The sequence below is a fragment of the Enterobacter sp. EC_64 genome, assembly GCF_019584165.1.
GTDB classification, from domain to species: domain Bacteria; phylum Pseudomonadota; class Gammaproteobacteria; order Enterobacterales; family Enterobacteriaceae; genus Enterobacter; species Enterobacter roggenkampii.
The window spans coordinates 122,905-141,185 of the sequence record NZ_VDAS01000004.1 but is presented as its reverse complement, the minus strand read 5'-3'; the positions used below and the strand labels follow the sequence as shown (position 1 = coordinate 141,185).

The following is an 18,281-nucleotide window of genomic DNA, read 5'->3' as shown; positions in this document are numbered from 1 at the left end:
AACGAAACCCATTGCTGTAATAGGTAAGATGAGAATTTTTCTCACCCGGTGGCCCGGGTGAGAGAGATGCGATTAGCCGAGGATTTTTTCCAGCTCAGCACGCACGTCAGCCACGGCTTTGGTGCCGTCAACTTTGGCGTATTTGGTGTTACCCGCCTGCGCTTCTTTGGTGTAGTAGCCGATCAGCGGCGCAGTCATCTGATGGTATTCCACCAGGCGCTTGCGCACGGTCTCTTCCTGATCGTCTTTACGGGTGGTCAGCTCTTCGCCGGTCACGTCGTCTTTGCCTTCAACCTTAGGCGGGTTGAATTTGATGTGGTAAACGCGGCCAGAGGCAGCGTGTACGCGACGGCCAACGATGCGGTCAACGATCAGCTCGTCCGGTACGTCGAACTCCAGAACGTAGTCCACGTTGATGCCCGCTTCCTTCATGGCGTCAGCCTGAGGAATGGTACGTGGGAAGCCGTCCAGCAGGAAACCGTTACGGCAGTCTTCCTGAGCAATGCGCTCTTTGACCAGAGCAATTACCAGCTCGTCGGTCACCAGCTTGCCTGCGTCCATGATGTCTTTCGCCTGTTTACCCAGCTCGGAGCCAGATTTAACAGCGGCGCGCAACATATCACCGGTGGAGATTTGCGGAATACCGTATTTCTCCATGATGAACTGAGCCTGAGTTCCTTTACCCGCGCCCGGAGCGCCAAGCAGAATAATACGCATTGCGAAAATCCCCTCAAAAGTCGTTTCAATTTTTCAAAAGCGCTAAACAATACCACCAGAACGGGCATCGCTCAAGGAAGGCAGGAAGGCTGAAACGGTTAATGGGGGGAGATAATTTGGGATAGTGCGGTCTGGTGCCCTCACCCTGGCCCTCTCCCTCGGGGAGAGGGAGAAGACCAGGAGAGGCGTGGTCAATTACGCCAGCAGCAGCGCATTCACACGTTTAATGAAGAGGTTAGGATCTTCCAGCGTGCCGCGTTCGGCCAGCAGGGACTGATCCAGCAGGAGTTCAACCCACTCGGCAAAGCGGGCGTCGTCCTGGGTATCCGCCGCGCGTTTCACCAGCGGATGATCCGGATTAAGCTCAAAGATATATTTCACTTCCGGTACCGCCTGGCCCGCCGCGGCGAACAGCTTCGCCATCTGGGTGCTCATTTCGTCGGCATCGGTGGTGACAATGGCCGGAGTGTCGGTCAGACGATGCGTGAAGCGCACCTCTTTCACGCGGTCGCCCAGCAGGGTTTTCACGCGCTCAATGAACGGCTCCAGCGCCTTCTCGGCTTCTTTCGCGCTTTCGTCCACTTCATCCGCCAGCTTGTCGATGGATTCGTCCGCTTTAGCAACGGACTGGAACGCCTTCCCGTCGAACTCGGTCAGGTAGTTCATCATCCACTCGTCGATGCGGTCGGAAAGCAGCAGCACTTCGATGCCTTTCTTACGCAGCAGCTCCAGGTGCGGGCTGCTCTTCGCCGCGGCGTAGCTGTCGGCGGTGATGTAGTAGATCTTCTCCTGCCCTTCTTTCATGCGGGAGATGTACTCTTCCAGCGACACGGTCTGCGCGGAGGAGTCGGTGTGCGTAGAAGCAAAGCGCAGCAGTTTGGCGATGGTTTCAACGTTTGCCATGTCTTCAGCCGGGCCTTCTTTCAGCACCAGACCGAACTGTTTCCAGAAGGTCTGATATTTTTCGGCATCGTCTTTCGCCAGTTTTTCCAGCATCTGCAGCGCACGTTTGGTCAGGGCGTTGCGCAGGTTACGGGTGACGGTGCTGTCCTGCAGAATTTCGCGGGAGACGTTCAGCGGCAGATCGTTGGAATCGATCAGGCCGCGCACAAAGCGCAGATAGTTCGGCATGAACTGCTCGGCGTCGTCCATGATGAACACGCGCTGCACGTACAGCTTCAGGCCATGCTTGTGATCGCGGTTCCACATGTCCCACGGCGCCTGCGCCGGGATGTACAGCAGGCTGGTGTACTCCTGCTTACCTTCCACACGGTTGTGGCTCCAGGTCAGCGGGTCGGTAAAGTCGTGGGCGATGTGCTTGTAGAATTCGTTGTACTCGTCGTCTTTAATCTCAGACTTGTTGCGCGTCCACAGCGCCTGCGCCTTGTTGATTTTCTCCCAGGAAACCACGGTTTCACCGTCTTTCTCTTCCTGTTTTTCAATCTCTACCGGCAGCGCGATGTGATCGGAGTACTTGCTGATGATGGAGCGCACGCGCCAGTCGTTCAGGAAATCATCTTCCCCTTCACGCAGGTGCAGGGTGATTTCGGTGCCGCGGTCCGCTTTGGTGATGTCATCAACGGTGTATTCGCCTTCCCCTTTGGATTCCCACAGCACGCCATTCTCGGCGCTGTCGCCCGCCGCACGGGTGCGCACGGTGACTTTGTCCGCCACGATGAACGCCGAGTAGAAACCGACGCCGAACTGGCCGATCAGCTGGCTGTCTTTCGCCTGGTCAGAGCCCATGGACTCCAGGAACGCCTTGGTGCCGGATTTCGCGATGGTCCCGAGGTGGTCGATCACCTCGTCGCGGTTCATCCCGATGCCGTTATCGGCGATGGTCAGGGTGCGGTTCTCTTTATTAAACGAGACGCGCACGCGCAGCTCGCCGTCGCCTTCGTACAGATCCGGGTTAGACAGCGCGCGGAAGCGCAGCTTGTCCGCCGCATCCGAGGCGTTGGAAATCAGCTCACGCAGGAAAATTTCTTTGTTGGAATACAGGGAATGGATCATCAGGTGCAGAAGCTGTTTTACTTCTGACTGGAAACCACGGGTTTCTTGTCCTTTCATCTATGTCGACCTCAACAATGCCATTTAATGGGGTTTTAAAACGTTGAGGGAGAGATGGGGATACGGGGGGAAATTTTCAAGCGGAGGCGGCTCGCGCAGCCTCCGTTTGGTCAGAAAATAATCTTGTGACGTCCGGCCAGAGAGTGCGACAGCGTGGTGCCGTCGACCATCTCCAGCTCGCCGCCGACCGGCACGCCGTGGGCGATGCGGCTGGCGTCAACGCCATACTGCGAGCACAGTTCGGCGATGTAGTTGGCGGTTGCCTCCCCTTCCACCGTGGGGTTGGTGGCGAGGATCACCTCTTTGATGGTTTCAGACTCGAGACGCTGTTCAAGGCGGTCAAGACCGATATCGTCCGGGCCGATGCCGTCCAGCGGGGACAGATGCCCCATCAGCACGAAGTAGCGCCCGGAAAACTGCCCGGTTTGTTCGATGGCGTAGATGTCCGCCGGACTCTCCACCACGCAAATCTGCCCGTTTTCCTGACGACGCGGGTTCGTGCAGATGTTACACACGTCCTGCTCGGTAAAGGTGCGGCAATCCGCACAGTGACCAATTTCTGACATGGCGCGGGTCAGAGCCTGCGCCAGGCGCATCCCGCCGCTGCGGTCGCGCTGCAATAGCGTAAACGCCATGCGCTGCGCCGACTTCGGGCCAACGCCCGGCAGACAGCGCAGTGCTTCCATTAACTGCGTGAGCAGCGGACTGGTTTGCATCAGAACGGCATCTTGAAGCCAGGCGGCAGCTGCATGCCGCTGGAAACGGAGGCCATTTTCTCTTTCTGGGTTTCGTCGATACGGCGAGCGGCATCGTTAAACGCGGCTGCAACCAGATCTTCCAGCATCTCTTTGTCGTCTTCGAGCAGGCTCGGGTCGATTTCCACGCGACGGCAGTTGTGCGCACCGTTGATGGTCACCTTGACCAGACCGGCACCGGACTCACCCGTGACTTCCAGCTGAGCGATCTCTTCCTGCATCTTCTGCATTTTTTCCTGCATCTGCTGAGCCTGCTTCATCAGGCCACCCAGACCGCCTTTTCCACCAAACATAGGCTTCTCTCTTCTTTCACGTTTAAGGATTACAACCGTAAGTCAGACTCACGATCAAATGGGGCGAATACTCTCTTCATCCAGATCGGCGTCGAAGAACCGGCGCAGGGTCTGAATGTTGTTATCCGCAATAATCGCCTCGCGCGCCTGCGCGAGCTTCTCTTCATAAATGGCCTGGCGCCACTCCAACGGCGTTTTCACTGCCGGATTATCATCTTCAATGATAGTCAATTCAACCGGCGCCCCCTGTAATGTGGCGAGCGCCTCGGCCAGCGCCTTTTGCGCGCCAGGGGAATTCAGGTGCCGCTGGCCCGGACGCAGGTGCAGACGCACCTGATTGCCGTCCTGCTCTTTCCAGGCATTCAGCGCGACCTGCTCGACCAGCTTCGGCAGCTGGAGTTTGCTGACCTCGGCGGCCCAGGCGTCGCGCGCAATGGACTCTTCGGCAAGCTTCGCGGCCAGCTCCGGCGTTTTTTCATGCTCCAGCGCCTTTTTCAGCGCTTTCGGCGTGGCAACCTCTTCCTTCACCGTTTCGGTGATAGTGGTTGCCTTCCAGCGGTAAGCCTCTTCTTTCACCGGGGCTTTCTGCTCGAGCGCGGACGGTGCCGGACGCGACTGTACGCGCTCCGTTACCGAGGCCAGTCGTTCAAGCGCGGCGTTGTTCACCGGCCGCGCTCTTCCTGGCGCTGCCGGTTCACTCTTTTTTGGTTTGGTTACTCCCTGCGCACGCTGCAGCTGGCTGCGCGCGGCAAGCACCGAACTGGTGGCATCCGACAGCGGTACGTTCTGCTGCGGTGGCGGCGTCGGCTGCGGCGGCACCTGCTGCGGTGACATCACCGCCGTCGGCGCAACCGGGGCGAAAGACTGTCGGGGCACGTCCGGCTCCGGCAGCGGCATGCGCGGGTGGAACGCCAGCGCGCGCAGCAGCGTCATTTCAACGCCCATCCGCGGATCCGGCGCAAACGGTAGCTCTTTGCGACCAATCAGCAGCGTCTGGTAATAAAGCTGCACGTCGGCAGGCGGCACGGTGCGGGCAAGCTCACGCATCCGCTGTTCAATGGCGGCCATATCCGCACCAATGGCGGAGGGAGAAAGCTGCAGCATTGCCACCCGGTGCAGCAGGCTGAGCATCTCAACCAGCAGCCCTTCCCACTCAATACCGCGGGCAGCGGCCGCGTTCACCAGCGACATCACGCGTTCGCCGTTAGCGGCAATCATCGCTTCGATAAGCGACAGCGCCTGATCGTCATCCAGCGTGCCGAGCATGGTGCTGACCGCCTCGGTGGAGAGTTTGCCGTCACCGCTGGCAATCGCCTGATCGGTCAGACTGAGCGCATCGCGCAGGCTGCCGTCCGCCGCGCGGGCCAGCAGCTGCAGGGCGCGCGGTTCGTGGACAATCTTCTCTTCATCAAGAATATGCTCAAGCTGCGCACGGATCTGCTCAACGTCCAGCGCCTTCAGGTGGAACTGCAGGCAGCGCGATAAAATCGTGACCGGCAGCTTTTGCGGATCGGTGGTCGCCAGCAGGAACTTCACGTGCGCGGGCGGCTCTTCCAGCGTCTTCAGCAGGGCGTTAAAGCTGTGGCGCGACAGCATGTGCACTTCATCGATCAGGTAGACCTTGAAGCGGCCGCGCGCCGGGGCGTACTGCACGTTGTCGAGCAGGTCGCGGGTATCTTCCACTTTGGTGCGCGAAGCGGCATCGATCTCGATTAGATCGACAAAACGCCCCTGCTCGATCTCCCGACAGTTATCACACACGCCGCACGGCGTGGCGGTGATCCCGGTTTCGCAGTTGAGACCTTTTGCCAGCAAACGGGCAATAGAGGTCTTACCGACGCCGCGGGTGCCGGAAAAAAGATAGGCGTGATGGATGCGACCTAGCGACAAGCCGTTCGCCAGGGCCGTCAGCACATGTTCCTGACCGACAACGTCAGCAAAGGTTTGTGGTCGCCATTTACGGGCTAACACCTGATAACTCATGGGCAGGCTCTGCAACGCTGGAAGGTGAATTTATGGAGGGGAATGCTATCACAACCTCACCCATTGAGCGAGGTTGTGAAAACCGGGATTAGTGACCCGGGAAAGGCACCAGGCTGTAGCTGGTAATACCCTGTTTTTCCAGGCGCTGTTCACCGCCGAGATCGAACAGGTTGATGATGAAGGCCGCGTCGGTCACTTCCCCACCCAGACGGCGGATCAGCTTCACGGTCGCTTCAATGGTGCCGCCGGTCGCCAGCAGATCGTCAACCACCAGCACTTTGTCGCCAGGCTTGATCGCGTCAACGTGGATCTCCAGCTGATCGGTGCCGTACTCCAGCTCGTAGCTTTCTGCAATGGTTTCACGCGGCAGCTTGCGCGGCTTACGCACCGGCACAAAACCTACGCCCATCGCCAGCGCAACCGGTGCGCCAAACAGGAAGCCACGGGCTTCGGTACCTACTACTTTGGTGATCCCGGCGTTTTTATAACGCTCGACCAGCAGTTCAATGCTGAGCGCGTACGCTTTCGGGTCTTCCAGCAAGCTGGTGACATCACGGAAAAGAATGCCAGGCTTTGGATAGTCCTGGATGCTTTTGATGCTGTTTTTCAGATATTCAAGCTGCTGTGCAGTTGCGGTCATCGGTTTGTGCCTAAATGAAACAGTGTTACTCACGGCGCGCAACGGGTCGGCAAAGGTAACAATTGTTTAACCTTTAACCAGGCGCGCCTGTGCTCGAAAACGGTCGAATTTACTGGCTGTACGCAATAATTGCAACAGCCATGATAAGGCTTCAGTGCTTTTGTTGCTTTTCATCAACCACGGGGATCCGCCACATGAAGATAAGCAGGCAGGTCAGGATGACCAGCAGCAGGATCCGCACCCACATCATTTTCACCAGCCATAATGAAATGGCGAAGGTGATGAGGATCACCGCGATCGCGCGCGGCTTCGCGCCGGGCGGCATGGCCCGGTGTTTTTGCCAGTGCCGCAGATAGCCGCCAAACCATGAGCGATAGAGCAGCCAGTGGTGAAAACGCGGTGACGAGCGGGCGAAGCACCAGGCCGCCAGCAGGATAAACGGCGTGGTCGGCAGCAAGGGTAAAACCACACCCAGCGTGCCAAGCACTACCGCGAGCCAGCCAATGATGATTAAAATAGTACGCTGCATAATGCGAATCGTTATCAAACTGAACGGCTACTTTACCACTGGAGAGCGCCTTGAAAACAGCACTGCTTCTTGAGAGGCTGCAAAATCAGCTGATTGCCCTGCGGGAGCAGGCCACGCCGCTGATGGGGCACGCCACGCTGAAACCGCGCTTTGACCGGCAGCTTTTTCGGACCCGCAGCACCGTTATTCAGGATTACCTGGCTGAAGCGCAGACGAACCTCGACGAGCTTCGCCATGCGGTTGAGCATGAACAGCAGGAACAGGTGGCGTGGCTTGGGGCGCATCTCAGCGAGCAGATCACCGCGCTGCATCGCGAAATCGCCGCCTGGCCGCTGCGCGCCTGGGACAGCGCCTCGCCGGGACTCGGCAAATGGCAGCGCAAGCGGCTGGAGAACCAGGAGTTTGAACGCCGACTGTTTGAGATGAAGCGCGAACGCGAGGTGCGCCTGAACAACAGCGAAACGCTGGAAGAGCAGCAGCTATTGATGCGCGAGATTAGCGCGCTGGAAGGACGCATCGTCCGCTGCCGTCAGGCGCTGGATGAAATTGAACGCGTCATAGAACGTTTGACCCGTTAACAGGAGCCACACCCATGTCACTGGAAAATGCACCCGATGAGGTCAAGCTGGCCGTCGATTTGATTATGCTGCTGGAGAATCATGAGATCCCCGCCGGGACGGTGCTTAAGGCACTGGAGATTGTACGGCGGGATTTTGAGGGGAAACTTACCCCTCACCCTGCCCTCTCCCCTGAGGGGAGAGGGAAAATAGATTAAGCCGGAGTTGGGTCGTCGCCCTTAATGTCGCGCTTCACTTCCGTATGCTCATCACCTTTCTCGTTACGCAGGTGAACCTCAAGCTGGTTGAAGGCGATATTAATATCGTTTTCACGACACAAACGATCGATAGAGCGGTTAAGCTCATCCACCGTGTAGCTGCGGTCACGCAGTTCACGCACGTATAAACGCAGCTCGTGATCCAGCGTACTCGGCCCAAAGGTGGTGAAGAAGACCGCCGGAGCCGGATCGTGCATCACTTTCGGATGTTCAGACGCCGCCTTCAGCAGCACCTCTTTCACCTTATCCAGATCCGATCCATAGGCCACGCCCAGGCGGATCACCACGCGTGTCACCGTATCCGAGAGCGACCAGTTGATCAGACGCTCGGTCACGAACGCTTTGTTCGGGATGATCACCTCTTTGCGATCGAAGTCGGTGATGGTGGTCGCACGAATACGGATCTTGCTGACCGTTCCCGAGAACGTGCCGATGGTGACGGTATCGCCGATACGTACCGGACGTTCAAAGAGGATGATCAGGCCGGAGACAAAGTTACCGAAGATCTCCTGCAGGCCAAAACCAAGACCGACCGAGAGGGCGGCCGCCAGCCACTGCAGTTTATCCCACGAGACGCCAAGCGAACCAAAGACCGTCATCGCTCCAACAATAATGATGACGTAGTTGAGGATCGTGGTGATGGCGTAGGACGCCCCCTGGCGAAGATTCAGACGTGACAGGAGCAGCACTTCGAGCAGGCCAGGCAGGTTGCGGATCAGCGCCCAGGCGACCACCGACGACACCAGCGCAAACAGCAGGCTGCCCATGGTCACGCTTTTCATGACCGCCGCGCCGGCTTCGGTTCCGTTGTATTGCCAGAGGGTAATACTGTCGAGATAGGCGAAAACGGTAATAAGATCGGACCAGATCGCCCAGAACATCACGGCAAACAGGGCGATCATCACCAGCATGGTGATGCGCAGCGTCTGCTGGTTAACCTGCTCCAGCGCGATGGTCGGCTCTTCCTGCGGCTCCGCGCCCTCGGCCCCCTCTTTCACCTGATGCTGACGACGCGCGATGGCACGGCGATAGGCAATGCGGCGAGCCGCCACGCTCAGGCCGCGCAGTACGGTCTGATAGAGCAGGTTCCAGACGATCACCAGATAGACCGTTTCAATCCAGCGCCCGGACAGGCGCAGCGTGGTATAGAAGTAGCCCGTTGCCGTCAGCACCATCAGCGCCAGCGGAATGATCGCCAGCACGGTCACGGTGGCCAGACGGATATTGTGGGACTCTTTATCACGCCAGCTGTCGCGGCACATCGGCCACATCAGGATAGCAATCAGCAGCAGGTTCAGCAGGATGACCAGCTGGCCCAGCACATCATCCATCAGATGCAGCGGGGAAAGCTCAGAGACAACCGACCAGAAGTGCAGCGGCAGCAGCGCCAGGCTGATGCGCACAATCTGACGACGCCAGTGACTGGTCAGCTGCGCAGGCATGTTGAAATGACGCACCGCCACGCCGTCTTTTTCCAGCACCTTCCAGCACAGGCCAAACACCAGCCAGAACAGCGCCAGTTTTTTACTGAACGCCCACAGCAGATCGCTGACGTTGAGCTGCATGGTGAGCAGAATCAGACCCACGGCCAGAATAATCAGGCACACCGGCAGGGCGCGAATAAGGTCGATCAGAATCGCTTTTGGCGTATGGAGCTGGCTATCGTTACGCAGTTGCCCCACTTCGGACGCCAGCTTCGCCTGGTATTTTTTCAGCCAGCCCAGACGCCAGCGAATCAGGCCTGCGATCAGCAGCAGCGGCAAACCGGCCAGGAAAGCAATCATTACCGCAGGCCAGGCTTTCTCCCAGTTTACGGTGATTTTCATGCTCTTGATCTGCGTTTTAAGCGTCTCAGGGAAGGATTTAACCCAGTCCCAGTCCATCGGCTTGTTGCTGTTTACCCAGAAAATCTGCTGGGTCAGGATCTCCTGCAGACTTTTCGAGACGCTCACCAGCTGCTGCTGGTTGATTTGCAGGTTAATGGCCATCATCAGCTGGTTGCCCAGCTGTTTGTTGAGCTGATCCAGCAGCTCGCGACGCATATCCACGACCTGGAGCAGCGCGTCGTGCACTTCCGGATTCACGTCGCTGGAGTGCCCTTCTTCAATTTTTTCGACAAAGGTATCGCTCTGGAAAAGGGCATCGCGCTGCTGGTTGACGTCAAACTGCTCCAGACGTAAATCCGCAATGCGGTTGGTCATGTCTTCCAGCTCATCGGCGGACGGAAGCGTCTGCTGCTGCTGGTAGAGAATACGCGACAGCAGGAGGCTGCCTTTCAGGACCGCGATCTGCTCTTTGATGTTGCGTTCTGCCTGCAGGGCGCGATCCAGCCAGTTCTTCACCTTGATATTTTGCTGAACCAGCGAGTTGCCGTTTTCGGTCGCCAGTATCAGGCGCTGGCTAAGCTGGTGGTTGGCTTCGAGCTCCTGCTTCACCAGCGGGTTGGCCTGGATGCGGGCGGTTTCGTCAGGGGATACGGCCTCCTGGGCGGTTTTTTCCGTCAGCGTCAGACGCTTGCTGTTAACCGCCTCCTGCAGCAGCTGTAGCTGGTGCTCCAGACGATTAATGTTCGCGGTGACGTAATCGCGCTGTTTCTGCAGGGTGTCCTGCAGCACCGTATTCCCTTCCAGGCTTTTACGCTGCTGTTCAATCTGCGCATTGAGCAACGTCTGCTGCACCAGCAGCAGGGTTTGCTGCGTCGGGCGCAGCGTGCCCTCTCCTACCGTTGTGCCGTTGAGGCGGTTGCGGATCTGCTGCAGCTGCTGAGACGCGGCGTACATCGCATTTTGCACGCGCTCGGGCTGGGTCTGCAGGGAGACAAGCTGGCTGTTGTAGGTCGCGAGATCGGACTGCGCGGTTTGCAGATCGTCGAGCAACTGGGCGACGCGCGATTCCAGCTGGCGTAAGGAGAGCGTGGCGAGCGTTTTGCGCGTTTCGTTGTCGTTATCAACGTCACTCAGGGCATTCAGCGACTCCGTCGCTTTGCGCATGTTTTCAGGGGCCTGCGCCACCTTCTGACGAAGCTGTGCGGTTTCAGCCTTAACGCGTTCAATTTTATCCAGCGTCTCCAGCGTTTCCGTCAGATCCTGCTGCGTCAGTTTTTCCTGAGGAGAGAGTTCTTTTTGTTTGTTCAGCGTGTCGAGCTGCGACTGAACGTCAGCACGCGTGGGAATATCGTTGCTGTTATCGGCGCGGGCCCAGGTCAGCGGCGCCGTGGCGAAGAAAAACAGCATCGCAAAGAGCAATGCAAAAACAGGATGTTGCGAGCGATTGATGGGCAGCATAGTTGTGAATGATGTCAGAAGATGACCGAAAATAGTCCGGCGTGAAGAATATCACGCTCGTCAGATGCAGAATAGCGCGAACGTAAGCCTCTGAGATAAATCCTGGAAAGGGGTCAGGCCGTTAGCGAAGGCGCGTCGCTGCGCAGCGTCGGGCTGAGCTGTAGCATTTCCAGTAAAATCGCCACGTAGCTGCGGGCTTCCGCTTTAAGATCAAACGATTGCGGTGCAAAAAGCCAGTTTTCCATCAGACCAGAAATGTAGCTGCGCATCAGAATCGCCGCCCGACGGGTCAACAGATTGGCAGGTAGCAGTTTTGCCTCCATACAGAGGTTCAGGTTGTGCTCAATACGGTCATAGCTTTCCAGACTGAGGCTTCGTTGCGCCTGCTGCACGACCGCCATCTCGCCCACGAACTCGCATTTATGAAAAATAATCTCCATCATTAATCTGCGACGTTCTTCAACTACCGTTGCTTCAAGGATATATACTAATATTTCTCTCAATACTGAGAGTGGATCGTCTGGGAATTTTGCCCGATACTCACTCTCGAGATCGCTAATGCTGGACTCTGAAAGCTCCCAGATTTCACTGAACAGATCTGACTTGTTTTTAAAATGCCAGTAAATCGCTCCTCGCGTCACACCGGCGGCCTGAGCAATTTGCGCCAGCGAGGTTGCTGAAACACCTTGCTGCGAGAACAAACGTATCGCCACATCCAGAATATGTTGTCGGGTTTCCAGCGCTTGTTGTTTAGTTTTTCGTGCCATAGGTGAGTGAATTTACAGGAGTCAGATTTACATACATTTGTGAATGTATGTACCATAGCATGACGATAATATAAACGCAGCAATGGGTTTTAGACTCAGGACCCTTGATCAATTTGAAATCGGACACTCGAGGTTTACATATGAACAAAAACAGAGGGTTAACGCCTCTGGCGGTCGTTCTGATGCTTTCAGGCAGCTTAGCGCTAACAGGATGTGACGACAAACCGGCTCAACAAGGAGCTCAGCAGGCGCCAGAAGTAGGCGTTGTGACGCTCAAATCTGAACCTCTACAAATCACCACCGAATTACCCGGCCGTACAAATGCTTACCGCATTGCGGAAGTGCGTCCTCAGGTTAGCGGCATTATCCTGAAACGCAACTTCACCGAAGGCGGTGATGTGCAGGCCGGTGAGTCTCTGTATCAGATTGATCCCGCAACCTATCAGGCGTCTTATGAAAGCGCCAAAGGTGACCTGGCAAAAGCACAGGCTGCGGCCAAAATTGCCCAGCTGACGCTGAACCGCTATCAAAAACTGCTCGGTACCAAGTACATCAGTCAGCAGGATTACGATACCGCCCTGGCGGATGCCCAGCAGGCTAACGCCGCCGTGGTGGCAGCCAAAGCGGCCGTCGAAACCGCGCGTATTAACCTGGCCTATACCAAAGTGACCTCCCCTATCAGCGGTCGTATTGGTAAATCTTCCGTCACGGAAGGGGCCCTGGTACAGAACGGTCAGACCACTGCGCTGGCAACCGTGCAGCAGCTCGATCCGATCTATGTTGACGTCACGCAGTCCAGCAATGATTTCCTGCGCCTGAAACAGGAGCTGGCTAACGGCACCCTGAAACAGGAAAACGGCAAAGCCAAAGTGGAGTTGATTACCAACGACGGTATCAAGTTCCCGCAGGAAGGGACGCTGGAATTCTCTGACGTGACGGTCGACCAGACCACCGGTTCCATCACCTTACGTGCGATTTTCCCGAACCCTGACAAAAATCTGCTGCCAGGTATGTTCGTTCGCGCACGTCTGGAAGAAGGAACGAATCCAACCGCCCTTCTGGTTCCACAGCAGGGTGTGACCCGTACGCCACGCGGCGATGCGAGCGCACTGGTTGTTGGGGCTGATAACAAAGTCGAAATGCGCAATATCACCGCCACCCAGGCGATTGGGGATAAATGGCTGGTGACGGAAGGTCTGAAAGATGGCGATCGCGTGATTGTTACTGGTTTGCAAAAAGTTCGTCCTGGCGCGCAGGTTAAAGCACAGGAAGTGAAATCTGACGATAAACAACAAGCTTCGGCCGCTGGCCAGTCAGAACAAACCAAGTCTTAACTTAAACAGGAGCCGTTAAGACATGCCTAATTTCTTTATCGATCGCCCCATATTTGCGTGGGTGATCGCCATTATCATCATGCTGGCCGGGGGACTTGCGATCCTGAAGCTGCCTGTCGCGCAATATCCAACGATTGCGCCACCGGCGGTGACAATTTCCGCAACCTACCCAGGAGCTGATGCAAAAACGGTGCAGGACACCGTCACTCAGGTTATCGAACAGAACATGAACGGTATCGATAACCTGATGTACATGTCCTCAAACAGTGACTCTACCGGTACAGTTCAGATCACCCTGACCTTCGAGTCAGGTACGGATGCTGACATTGCGCAGGTTCAGGTGCAGAACAAACTGCAGCTGGCGATGCCGCTGCTGCCGCAGGAAGTACAACAGCAGGGCGTGAGCGTCGAGAAATCGTCCAGTAGCTTCCTGATGGTTGTCGGCGTTATCAACACCAACGGCACCATGACGCAGGAGGATATTTCCGACTACGTGGGCGCCAACATGAAGGACGCCATCAGCCGTACGTCCGGTGTGGGTGACGTGCAGCTGTTCGGTTCTCAGTACGCAATGCGTATCTGGATGGATCCGAACAAGCTGAACAACTTCCAGCTGACGCCGGTTGACGTGATTAACGCCATTAAAGCGCAGAACGCCCAGGTGGCAGCCGGTCAGTTAGGCGGTACGCCGCCGGTGAAGGGCCAGCAGCTTAACGCCTCGATCATCGCGCAAACCCGTCTGACCTCCGCGGATGAGTTCAGCAAAATTCTGCTGAAAGTGAATCAGGACGGCTCGCAGGTTCGCCTGCGCGACGTGGCGAAAGTCGAGCTGGGCGGCGAGAACTACGACATCATCGCGAAGTTCAACGGTAAACCGGCTTCCGGTCTGGGTATCAAACTGGCGACAGGCGCGAACGCCCTGGATACCGCCACGGCGATCCGTGCAGAACTGAAGAAAATGGAACCGTACTTCCCGTCAGGCCTGAAGATCGTTTATCCGTACGACACCACGCCATTCGTTAAAATTTCGATTCACGAAGTGGTTAAAACGCTGGCAGAAGCGATCATCCTGGTGTTCCTGGTCATGTATCTGTTCCTGCAAAACTTCCGCGCGACGCTGATCCCAACCATCGCCGTTCCGGTCGTTCTGCTGGGGACCTTTGCCATCCTCGCGGCCTTTGGCTTCTCGATAAACACCCTGACGATGTTCGGGATGGTGCTTGCCATCGGCCTGCTGGTGGATGACGCCATCGTCGTGGTAGAGAACGTCGAGCGCGTGATGGCGGAAGAAGGTCTGCCGCCGAAGGAAGCTACCCGTAAATCAATGGGCCAGATCCAGGGCGCGCTGGTGGGTATCGCGATGGTACTGTCTGCGGTATTTATCCCGATGGCCTTCTTCGGCGGCTCTACCGGTGCGATTTACCGTCAGTTCTCGATCACCATCGTTTCCGCGATGGCGCTGTCGGTACTGGTCGCATTGATCCTGACCCCTGCGCTGTGTGCCACCATGCTGAAGCCGATTCAGAAAGGCGGTCATGGCGAGCATAAAGGGTTCTTCGGCTGGTTTAACCGCATGTTTGATAAGAGCACGCATCACTACACCGACAGCGTGGGCAACATCCTGCGCAGCACCGGTCGTTACCTGCTGCTCTATATCATCATCGTGGCGGGGATGGCGATTCTGTTCGTTCGTCTGCCAAGCTCGTTCCTGCCGGATGAAGACCAGGGCGTGTTCCTGACGATGGCACAGCTTCCTGCGGGTGCGTCGCAAGAGCGTACCCAGAAAGTGCTGGACGAAGTGACGGACTACTACCTCACCAAAGAGAAAGACAACGTTGAATCCGTGTTTGCGGTTAACGGCTTTGGCTTTGCGGGTCGTGGTCAGAACACCGGTATCGCCTTCGTTTCTCTGAAAGACTGGTCTGAACGTCCGGGCAAAGAGAACAAGGTTGAAGCCATTACCGGCCGTGCGATGGGCACCTTCTCGCAGATTAAAGATGCGATGGTGTTCGCCTTCAACCTGCCGGCGATTGTTGAACTGGGTACCGCGACCGGCTTCGACTTCCAGCTGATTGACCAGGGCGGTCTGGGTCACGAAAAACTGACGCAGGCGCGTAACCAGCTGTTTGGCGAAGTGGCTAAGCACCCTGACCTGCTGGTCGGCGTGCGTCCAAACGGCCTGGAAGATACGCCGCAGTACAAAATCGACATCGACCAGGAGAAAGCTCAGGCGCTGGGCGTGTCCATCAGTGACATCAATACCACGCTGGGCGCCGCCTGGGGCGGTAGCTACGTTAACGACTTCATCGACCGCGGTCGCGTGAAGAAAGTGTACGTGATGTCCGAGGCGCAGTACCGTATGTTGCCAAACGATATCAACAGCTGGTTCGTGCGCGGCAGCAATGGTCAGATGGTACCGTTCTCGGCATTCTCAACGTCACGCTGGGAATACGGTTCGCCGCGTCTGGAACGCTATAACGGTTTGCCATCAATGGAGATCCTGGGTCAGGCTGCGCCGGGCCGAAGCACCGGTGAAGCCATGAACCTGATGGAAGAGCTGGCGAGCAAACTGCCTTCGGGTGTTGGCTACGACTGGACCGGGATGTCCTATCAGGAACGTCTGTCCGGTAACCAGGCCCCTGCCCTGTACGCGATTTCACTGATCGTCGTCTTCCTGTGTCTGGCAGCGCTGTATGAGAGCTGGTCAATTCCGTTCTCCGTTATGCTGGTGGTACCGCTCGGGGTTATCGGTGCGCTGCTTGCGGCAACGTTCCGCGGACTGACCAACGACGTGTACTTCCAGGTAGGCCTGCTGACAACCATTGGCTTGTCGGCGAAGAACGCGATACTTATCGTTGAATTCGCCAAAGATCTGATGGAGAAAGAAGGCAAAGGTCTTATTGAGGCGACGCTTGAGGCTGTTCGTATGCGTCTGCGCCCAATCCTGATGACGTCACTGGCGTTTATCCTCGGCGTACTGCCGCTGGTTATCAGCTCCGGTGCGGGCTCCGGTGCGCAGAACGCGGTCGGTACGGGCGTTATGGGGGGTATGATCACCGCAACCGTACTCGCTATCTTCTTCGTACCGGTGTTCTTCGTGGTGGTTCGCCGCCGCTTCAGCCGTAAGAATGAAGATGTTGAACACGCGCATTCGGTAGAACCTCACTGATACCGGTTTCACATGATAAAAAGGCCGCATTAGCGGCCTTTTTCATTTTCAGAAAAAATCATAAATTACGCTTATTGTGATTCAATTTATTTTCTGCCATCTTAATTAGACATATCATAATTAACTGATAACTTAATCGGTGAATTCAGGATTTTTTTAATTTCATTTCCCCGCTTAAGCTATTAGGAATATTCCTAATAAGAAGTTCTGACAACGTGAAGTTCGAATCTGAACTTTTCTCGCCATTTTTGCTAAGCCAATGAAACGTAAGGAAGCGATAAAACAGCGCGTTAATTTGGATAAAAAAGGGGTGTCCAGGGTGGAACATTGCGTACATGCTCGCAGTCTACGGTTTTATTTGTAATTTTTCGTAATAGCGCGATGAAATCCAGGAAGGAGTGGCTTATAGTTAGGTTATCAGGAACACAGCACTCATGTAGCTAAGTCAGTTGTATCCATCCCGACAATGATGTTCGGTGAGTAAGAAATCACTCAGAAGGGGATGCGCTATGGACGAGTACTCGCCAAAAAGGCATGATATCGCGCAGTTGAAATTTCTCTGCGAATCCTTGTACCATGACTGCCTTGCCAACCTTGATGAAAGCAACCATGGCTGGGTAAACGACCCAACGTCTGCCATCAATTTACAGTTGAATGAGCTGATAGAGCATATCGCAACCTTCGCACTTAATTATAAAATTAAGTACAATGAAGATAATAAGCTCATTGAGCAAATTGATGAATACCTGGACGACACCTTTATGTTGTTCAGTAGTTACGGCATTAACGCCCAGGATTTGCAAAAATGGCGTAAATCGGGAAACCGGCTATTCCGCTGTTTCGTCAACGTGAGCAGAGCTAACCCGGTTAGCCTTTCCTGTTAAAATTATTACAATTACTAAGGTGAATTTATGTCTGATAAACCACTCACTAAAATCGATTATTTGATGCGCTTACGACGTTGTCAGTCAATTGACACCCTCGAACGCGTGATTGAAAAGAATAAATACGAGCTTTCTGATAATGAACTGGCCGTATTTTATTCAGCCGCTGACCATCGTCTTGCTGAGCTGACCATGAATAAGTTGTATGACAAAATCCCTACTTCTGTATGGAAATTTGTCCGTTAATCTTTGAAGGGTGTCTGTAGAGTTCTACGCCACGTTCTGAGTTTTTTACCTATCCCGTTATGTTCCCTGTGCCCAGGCCAGGTCTCCGTGTAAAACGTGTTCATCAGCAACAATGTTGTGACGACAGTCACATCGGCTTTTCGGGAACGTTCCCCTCTCGACCTGTTCCGATTACCCTGCGGTAATCATTTCCAGAGAGGTTTCCTATGAGCGTAGAAAAACAGAAGATGATTGCCGGTGAACATTATCGCCCCGGCGATGAGACGTTACGGGCCGACCGACTGCGGGCCCGCCATCTGGTTTACCGCTATAACCACACCGCGCCCGATGAAAAAACAGAACGCCAGAACATCCTGGCGGAACTTCTGGGGCAAAGCGAAGGCGCTTATATAGAACCAAGCTTCCGCTGCGACTACGGATACAATATTTATCTGGGCAAAAACTTTTACGCGAACTTCGACTGCGTGATGCTGGATGTCTGCCCTGTTCGCATCGGCGATAACTGCATGCTCGCGCCGGGTGTGCACATTTATACGGCCACCCACCCGCTGGATGCAGAGGAACGGAACAGCGGCGTGGAGTTTGGGAAACCGGTTAACATTGGGAATAATGTCTGGATTGGTGGCCGGGCGGTCATTAACCCCGGCGTCACGATCGGTGATAATGTGGTGGTGGCCTCCGGCGCCGTGGTAACAAAAGACGTCCCGGCTAACGTCGTCGTGGGCGGCAATCCGGCAAAAATCATCAAAACTTTATAAGGGAGCGGGGAGCCAAC

The 18,281-nt window shown here is 55.7% G+C and carries 16 protein-coding genes and 1 other annotated feature; of the genes, 7 read left to right on the top strand and 9 right to left on the bottom strand.

The features are described from left to right. Positions 1-72: 72 nt before the first annotated feature. From adk to FHC52_RS04780, 7 genes are all read right to left on the bottom strand, one after another. Positions 73-717 (bottom strand): adenylate kinase, encoded by a 645-nt coding sequence (gene adk, locus FHC52_RS04810; RefSeq protein ID WP_006809841.1) that lies wholly within the window; start codon positions 715-717, stop codon positions 73-75. 195 nt (positions 718-912) lie between these two features. Next, positions 913-2,787, bottom strand: a complete 1,875-nt coding sequence (gene htpG, locus FHC52_RS04805) for a molecular chaperone HtpG (protein ID WP_126306095.1) — start codon at positions 2,785-2,787, stop codon at positions 913-915. 110 nt (positions 2,788-2,897) lie between these two features. Beyond that, positions 2,898-3,503 carry a recombination mediator RecR gene (gene recR / locus FHC52_RS04800; protein WP_008499298.1) on the bottom strand — a complete coding sequence of 202 codons (606 nt, stop codon included), beginning with the start codon at positions 3,501-3,503 and terminating at the stop codon, positions 2,898-2,900. Continuing rightward, complete coding sequence (locus FHC52_RS04795) at positions 3,503-3,835, bottom strand: YbaB/EbfC family nucleoid-associated protein (protein WP_003858972.1); 333 nt, start codon at positions 3,833-3,835, stop codon at positions 3,503-3,505. Before FHC52_RS04795 ends, recR begins: the two co-directional genes overlap by 1 nt. Before the next feature lie 54 nt (positions 3,836-3,889). Next, a complete protein-coding gene (dnaX, locus tag FHC52_RS04790; protein ID WP_045407956.1) occupies positions 3,890-5,818 on the bottom strand; it encodes a DNA polymerase III subunit gamma/tau in 1,929 nt (642 codons plus the stop codon). Next, positions 4,496-4,560: a sequence feature (DnaX frameshifting element), on the bottom strand. (Overlaps the previous gene by 65 nt.) A gap of 88 nt (positions 5,819-5,906) precedes the next feature. Continuing rightward, on the bottom strand, positions 5,907-6,458 hold the full coding sequence (apt, locus tag FHC52_RS04785; protein ID WP_000127359.1) for an adenine phosphoribosyltransferase: 552 nt from the start codon (positions 6,456-6,458) through the stop codon (positions 5,907-5,909). Positions 6,459-6,609: 151 nt separating this feature from the next. Beyond that, positions 6,610-6,987 (bottom strand): DUF454 family protein, encoded by a 378-nt coding sequence (locus tag FHC52_RS04780; RefSeq protein WP_013095896.1) that lies wholly within the window; start codon positions 6,985-6,987, stop codon positions 6,610-6,612. A gap of 50 nt (positions 6,988-7,037) precedes the next feature. Here FHC52_RS04780 and priC point away from each other — a divergent pair, with 50 nt between their 5' ends. Next, on the top strand, positions 7,038-7,565 hold the full coding sequence (gene priC / locus FHC52_RS04775) for a primosomal replication protein N'' (protein WP_126288748.1): 528 nt from the start codon (positions 7,038-7,040) through the stop codon (positions 7,563-7,565). Positions 7,566-7,579: 14 nt separating this feature from the next. Beyond that, positions 7,580-7,762, top strand: a complete 183-nt coding sequence (gene rsmS / locus FHC52_RS04770; RefSeq protein WP_063620991.1) for a pleiotropic regulatory protein RsmS — start codon at positions 7,580-7,582, stop codon at positions 7,760-7,762. Here rsmS and mscK read toward each other — a convergent pair. Beyond that, entirely contained in the window at positions 7,759-11,106 is a 3,348-nt protein-coding gene (mscK, locus tag FHC52_RS04765; RefSeq protein WP_126288746.1) for a mechanosensitive channel MscK, read from the bottom strand. The genes rsmS and mscK overlap by 4 nt on opposite strands. 113 nt (positions 11,107-11,219) lie before the next feature. Next, positions 11,220-11,873, bottom strand: a complete 654-nt coding sequence (acrR, locus tag FHC52_RS04760; protein WP_008499291.1) for a multidrug efflux transporter transcriptional repressor AcrR — start codon at positions 11,871-11,873, stop codon at positions 11,220-11,222. A 140-nt stretch (positions 11,874-12,013) separates the two neighbouring features. Between acrR and acrA the strand changes: the two genes are divergently transcribed. From acrA to maa, 5 genes are all read left to right on the top strand, one after another. Then, positions 12,014-13,207: a multidrug efflux RND transporter periplasmic adaptor subunit AcrA gene (gene acrA / locus FHC52_RS04755; RefSeq protein ID WP_021241633.1), complete on the top strand. Its 1,194-nt coding sequence runs from the start codon at positions 12,014-12,016 to the stop codon at positions 13,205-13,207. A gap of 22 nt (positions 13,208-13,229) precedes the next feature. Continuing rightward, positions 13,230-16,376, top strand: a complete 3,147-nt coding sequence (acrB, locus tag FHC52_RS04750) for a multidrug efflux RND transporter permease subunit AcrB (RefSeq protein WP_008499289.1) — start codon at positions 13,230-13,232, stop codon at positions 16,374-16,376. Positions 16,377-16,885: 509 nt separating this feature from the next. Next, entirely contained in the window at positions 16,886-17,260 is a 375-nt protein-coding gene (gene tomB, locus FHC52_RS04745; protein ID WP_008499288.1) for an Hha toxicity modulator TomB, read from the top strand. 27 nt (positions 17,261-17,287) lie between these two features. Beyond that, positions 17,288-17,506 (top strand): HHA domain-containing protein, encoded by a 219-nt coding sequence (locus tag FHC52_RS04740; RefSeq protein ID WP_008499287.1) that lies wholly within the window; start codon positions 17,288-17,290, stop codon positions 17,504-17,506. Positions 17,507-17,712: 206 nt separating this feature from the next. Further along, entirely contained in the window at positions 17,713-18,264 is a 552-nt protein-coding gene (gene maa / locus FHC52_RS04735; RefSeq protein WP_008499286.1) for a maltose O-acetyltransferase, read from the top strand. The last annotated feature ends 17 nt before the right edge of the window (positions 18,265-18,281 follow it).

What these genes read in the sequence shown, in the direction of transcription:
- acrR (WP_008499291.1), bottom strand. Translation starts at nt 11,873, where the DNA reads ATGGCACGAAAAACTAAACAACAAGCGCTGGAAACCCGACAACATATT.
- dnaX (WP_045407956.1), bottom strand. Translation starts at nt 5,818, where the DNA reads ATGAGTTATCAGGTGTTAGCCCGTAAATGGCGACCACAAACCTTTGCT.
- FHC52_RS04780 (WP_013095896.1), bottom strand. Translation starts at nt 6,987, where the DNA reads ATGCAGCGTACTATTTTAATCATCATTGGCTGGCTCGCGGTAGTGCTT.
- FHC52_RS04795 (WP_003858972.1), bottom strand. Translation starts at nt 3,835, where the DNA reads ATGTTTGGTGGAAAAGGCGGTCTGGGTGGCCTGATGAAGCAGGCTCAG.
- mscK (WP_126288746.1), bottom strand. Translation starts at nt 11,106, where the DNA reads ATGCTGCCCATCAATCGCTCGCAACATCCTGTTTTTGCATTGCTCTTT.
- acrA (WP_021241633.1), top strand. Translation starts at nt 12,014, where the DNA reads ATGAACAAAAACAGAGGGTTAACGCCTCTGGCGGTCGTTCTGATGCTT.
- FHC52_RS04740 (WP_008499287.1), top strand. Translation starts at nt 17,288, where the DNA reads ATGTCTGATAAACCACTCACTAAAATCGATTATTTGATGCGCTTACGA.
- htpG (WP_126306095.1), bottom strand. Translation starts at nt 2,787, where the DNA reads ATGAAAGGACAAGAAACCCGTGGTTTCCAGTCAGAAGTAAAACAGCTT.
- rsmS (WP_063620991.1), top strand. Translation starts at nt 7,580, where the DNA reads ATGTCACTGGAAAATGCACCCGATGAGGTCAAGCTGGCCGTCGATTTG.
- maa (WP_008499286.1), top strand. Translation starts at nt 17,713, where the DNA reads ATGAGCGTAGAAAAACAGAAGATGATTGCCGGTGAACATTATCGCCCC.
- tomB (WP_008499288.1), top strand. Translation starts at nt 16,886, where the DNA reads ATGGACGAGTACTCGCCAAAAAGGCATGATATCGCGCAGTTGAAATTT.
- acrB (WP_008499289.1), top strand. Translation starts at nt 13,230, where the DNA reads ATGCCTAATTTCTTTATCGATCGCCCCATATTTGCGTGGGTGATCGCC.
- adk (WP_006809841.1), bottom strand. Translation starts at nt 717, where the DNA reads ATGCGTATTATTCTGCTTGGCGCTCCGGGCGCGGGTAAAGGAACTCAG.
- apt (WP_000127359.1), bottom strand. Translation starts at nt 6,458, where the DNA reads ATGACCGCAACTGCACAGCAGCTTGAATATCTGAAAAACAGCATCAAA.
- recR (WP_008499298.1), bottom strand. Translation starts at nt 3,503, where the DNA reads ATGCAAACCAGTCCGCTGCTCACGCAGTTAATGGAAGCACTGCGCTGT.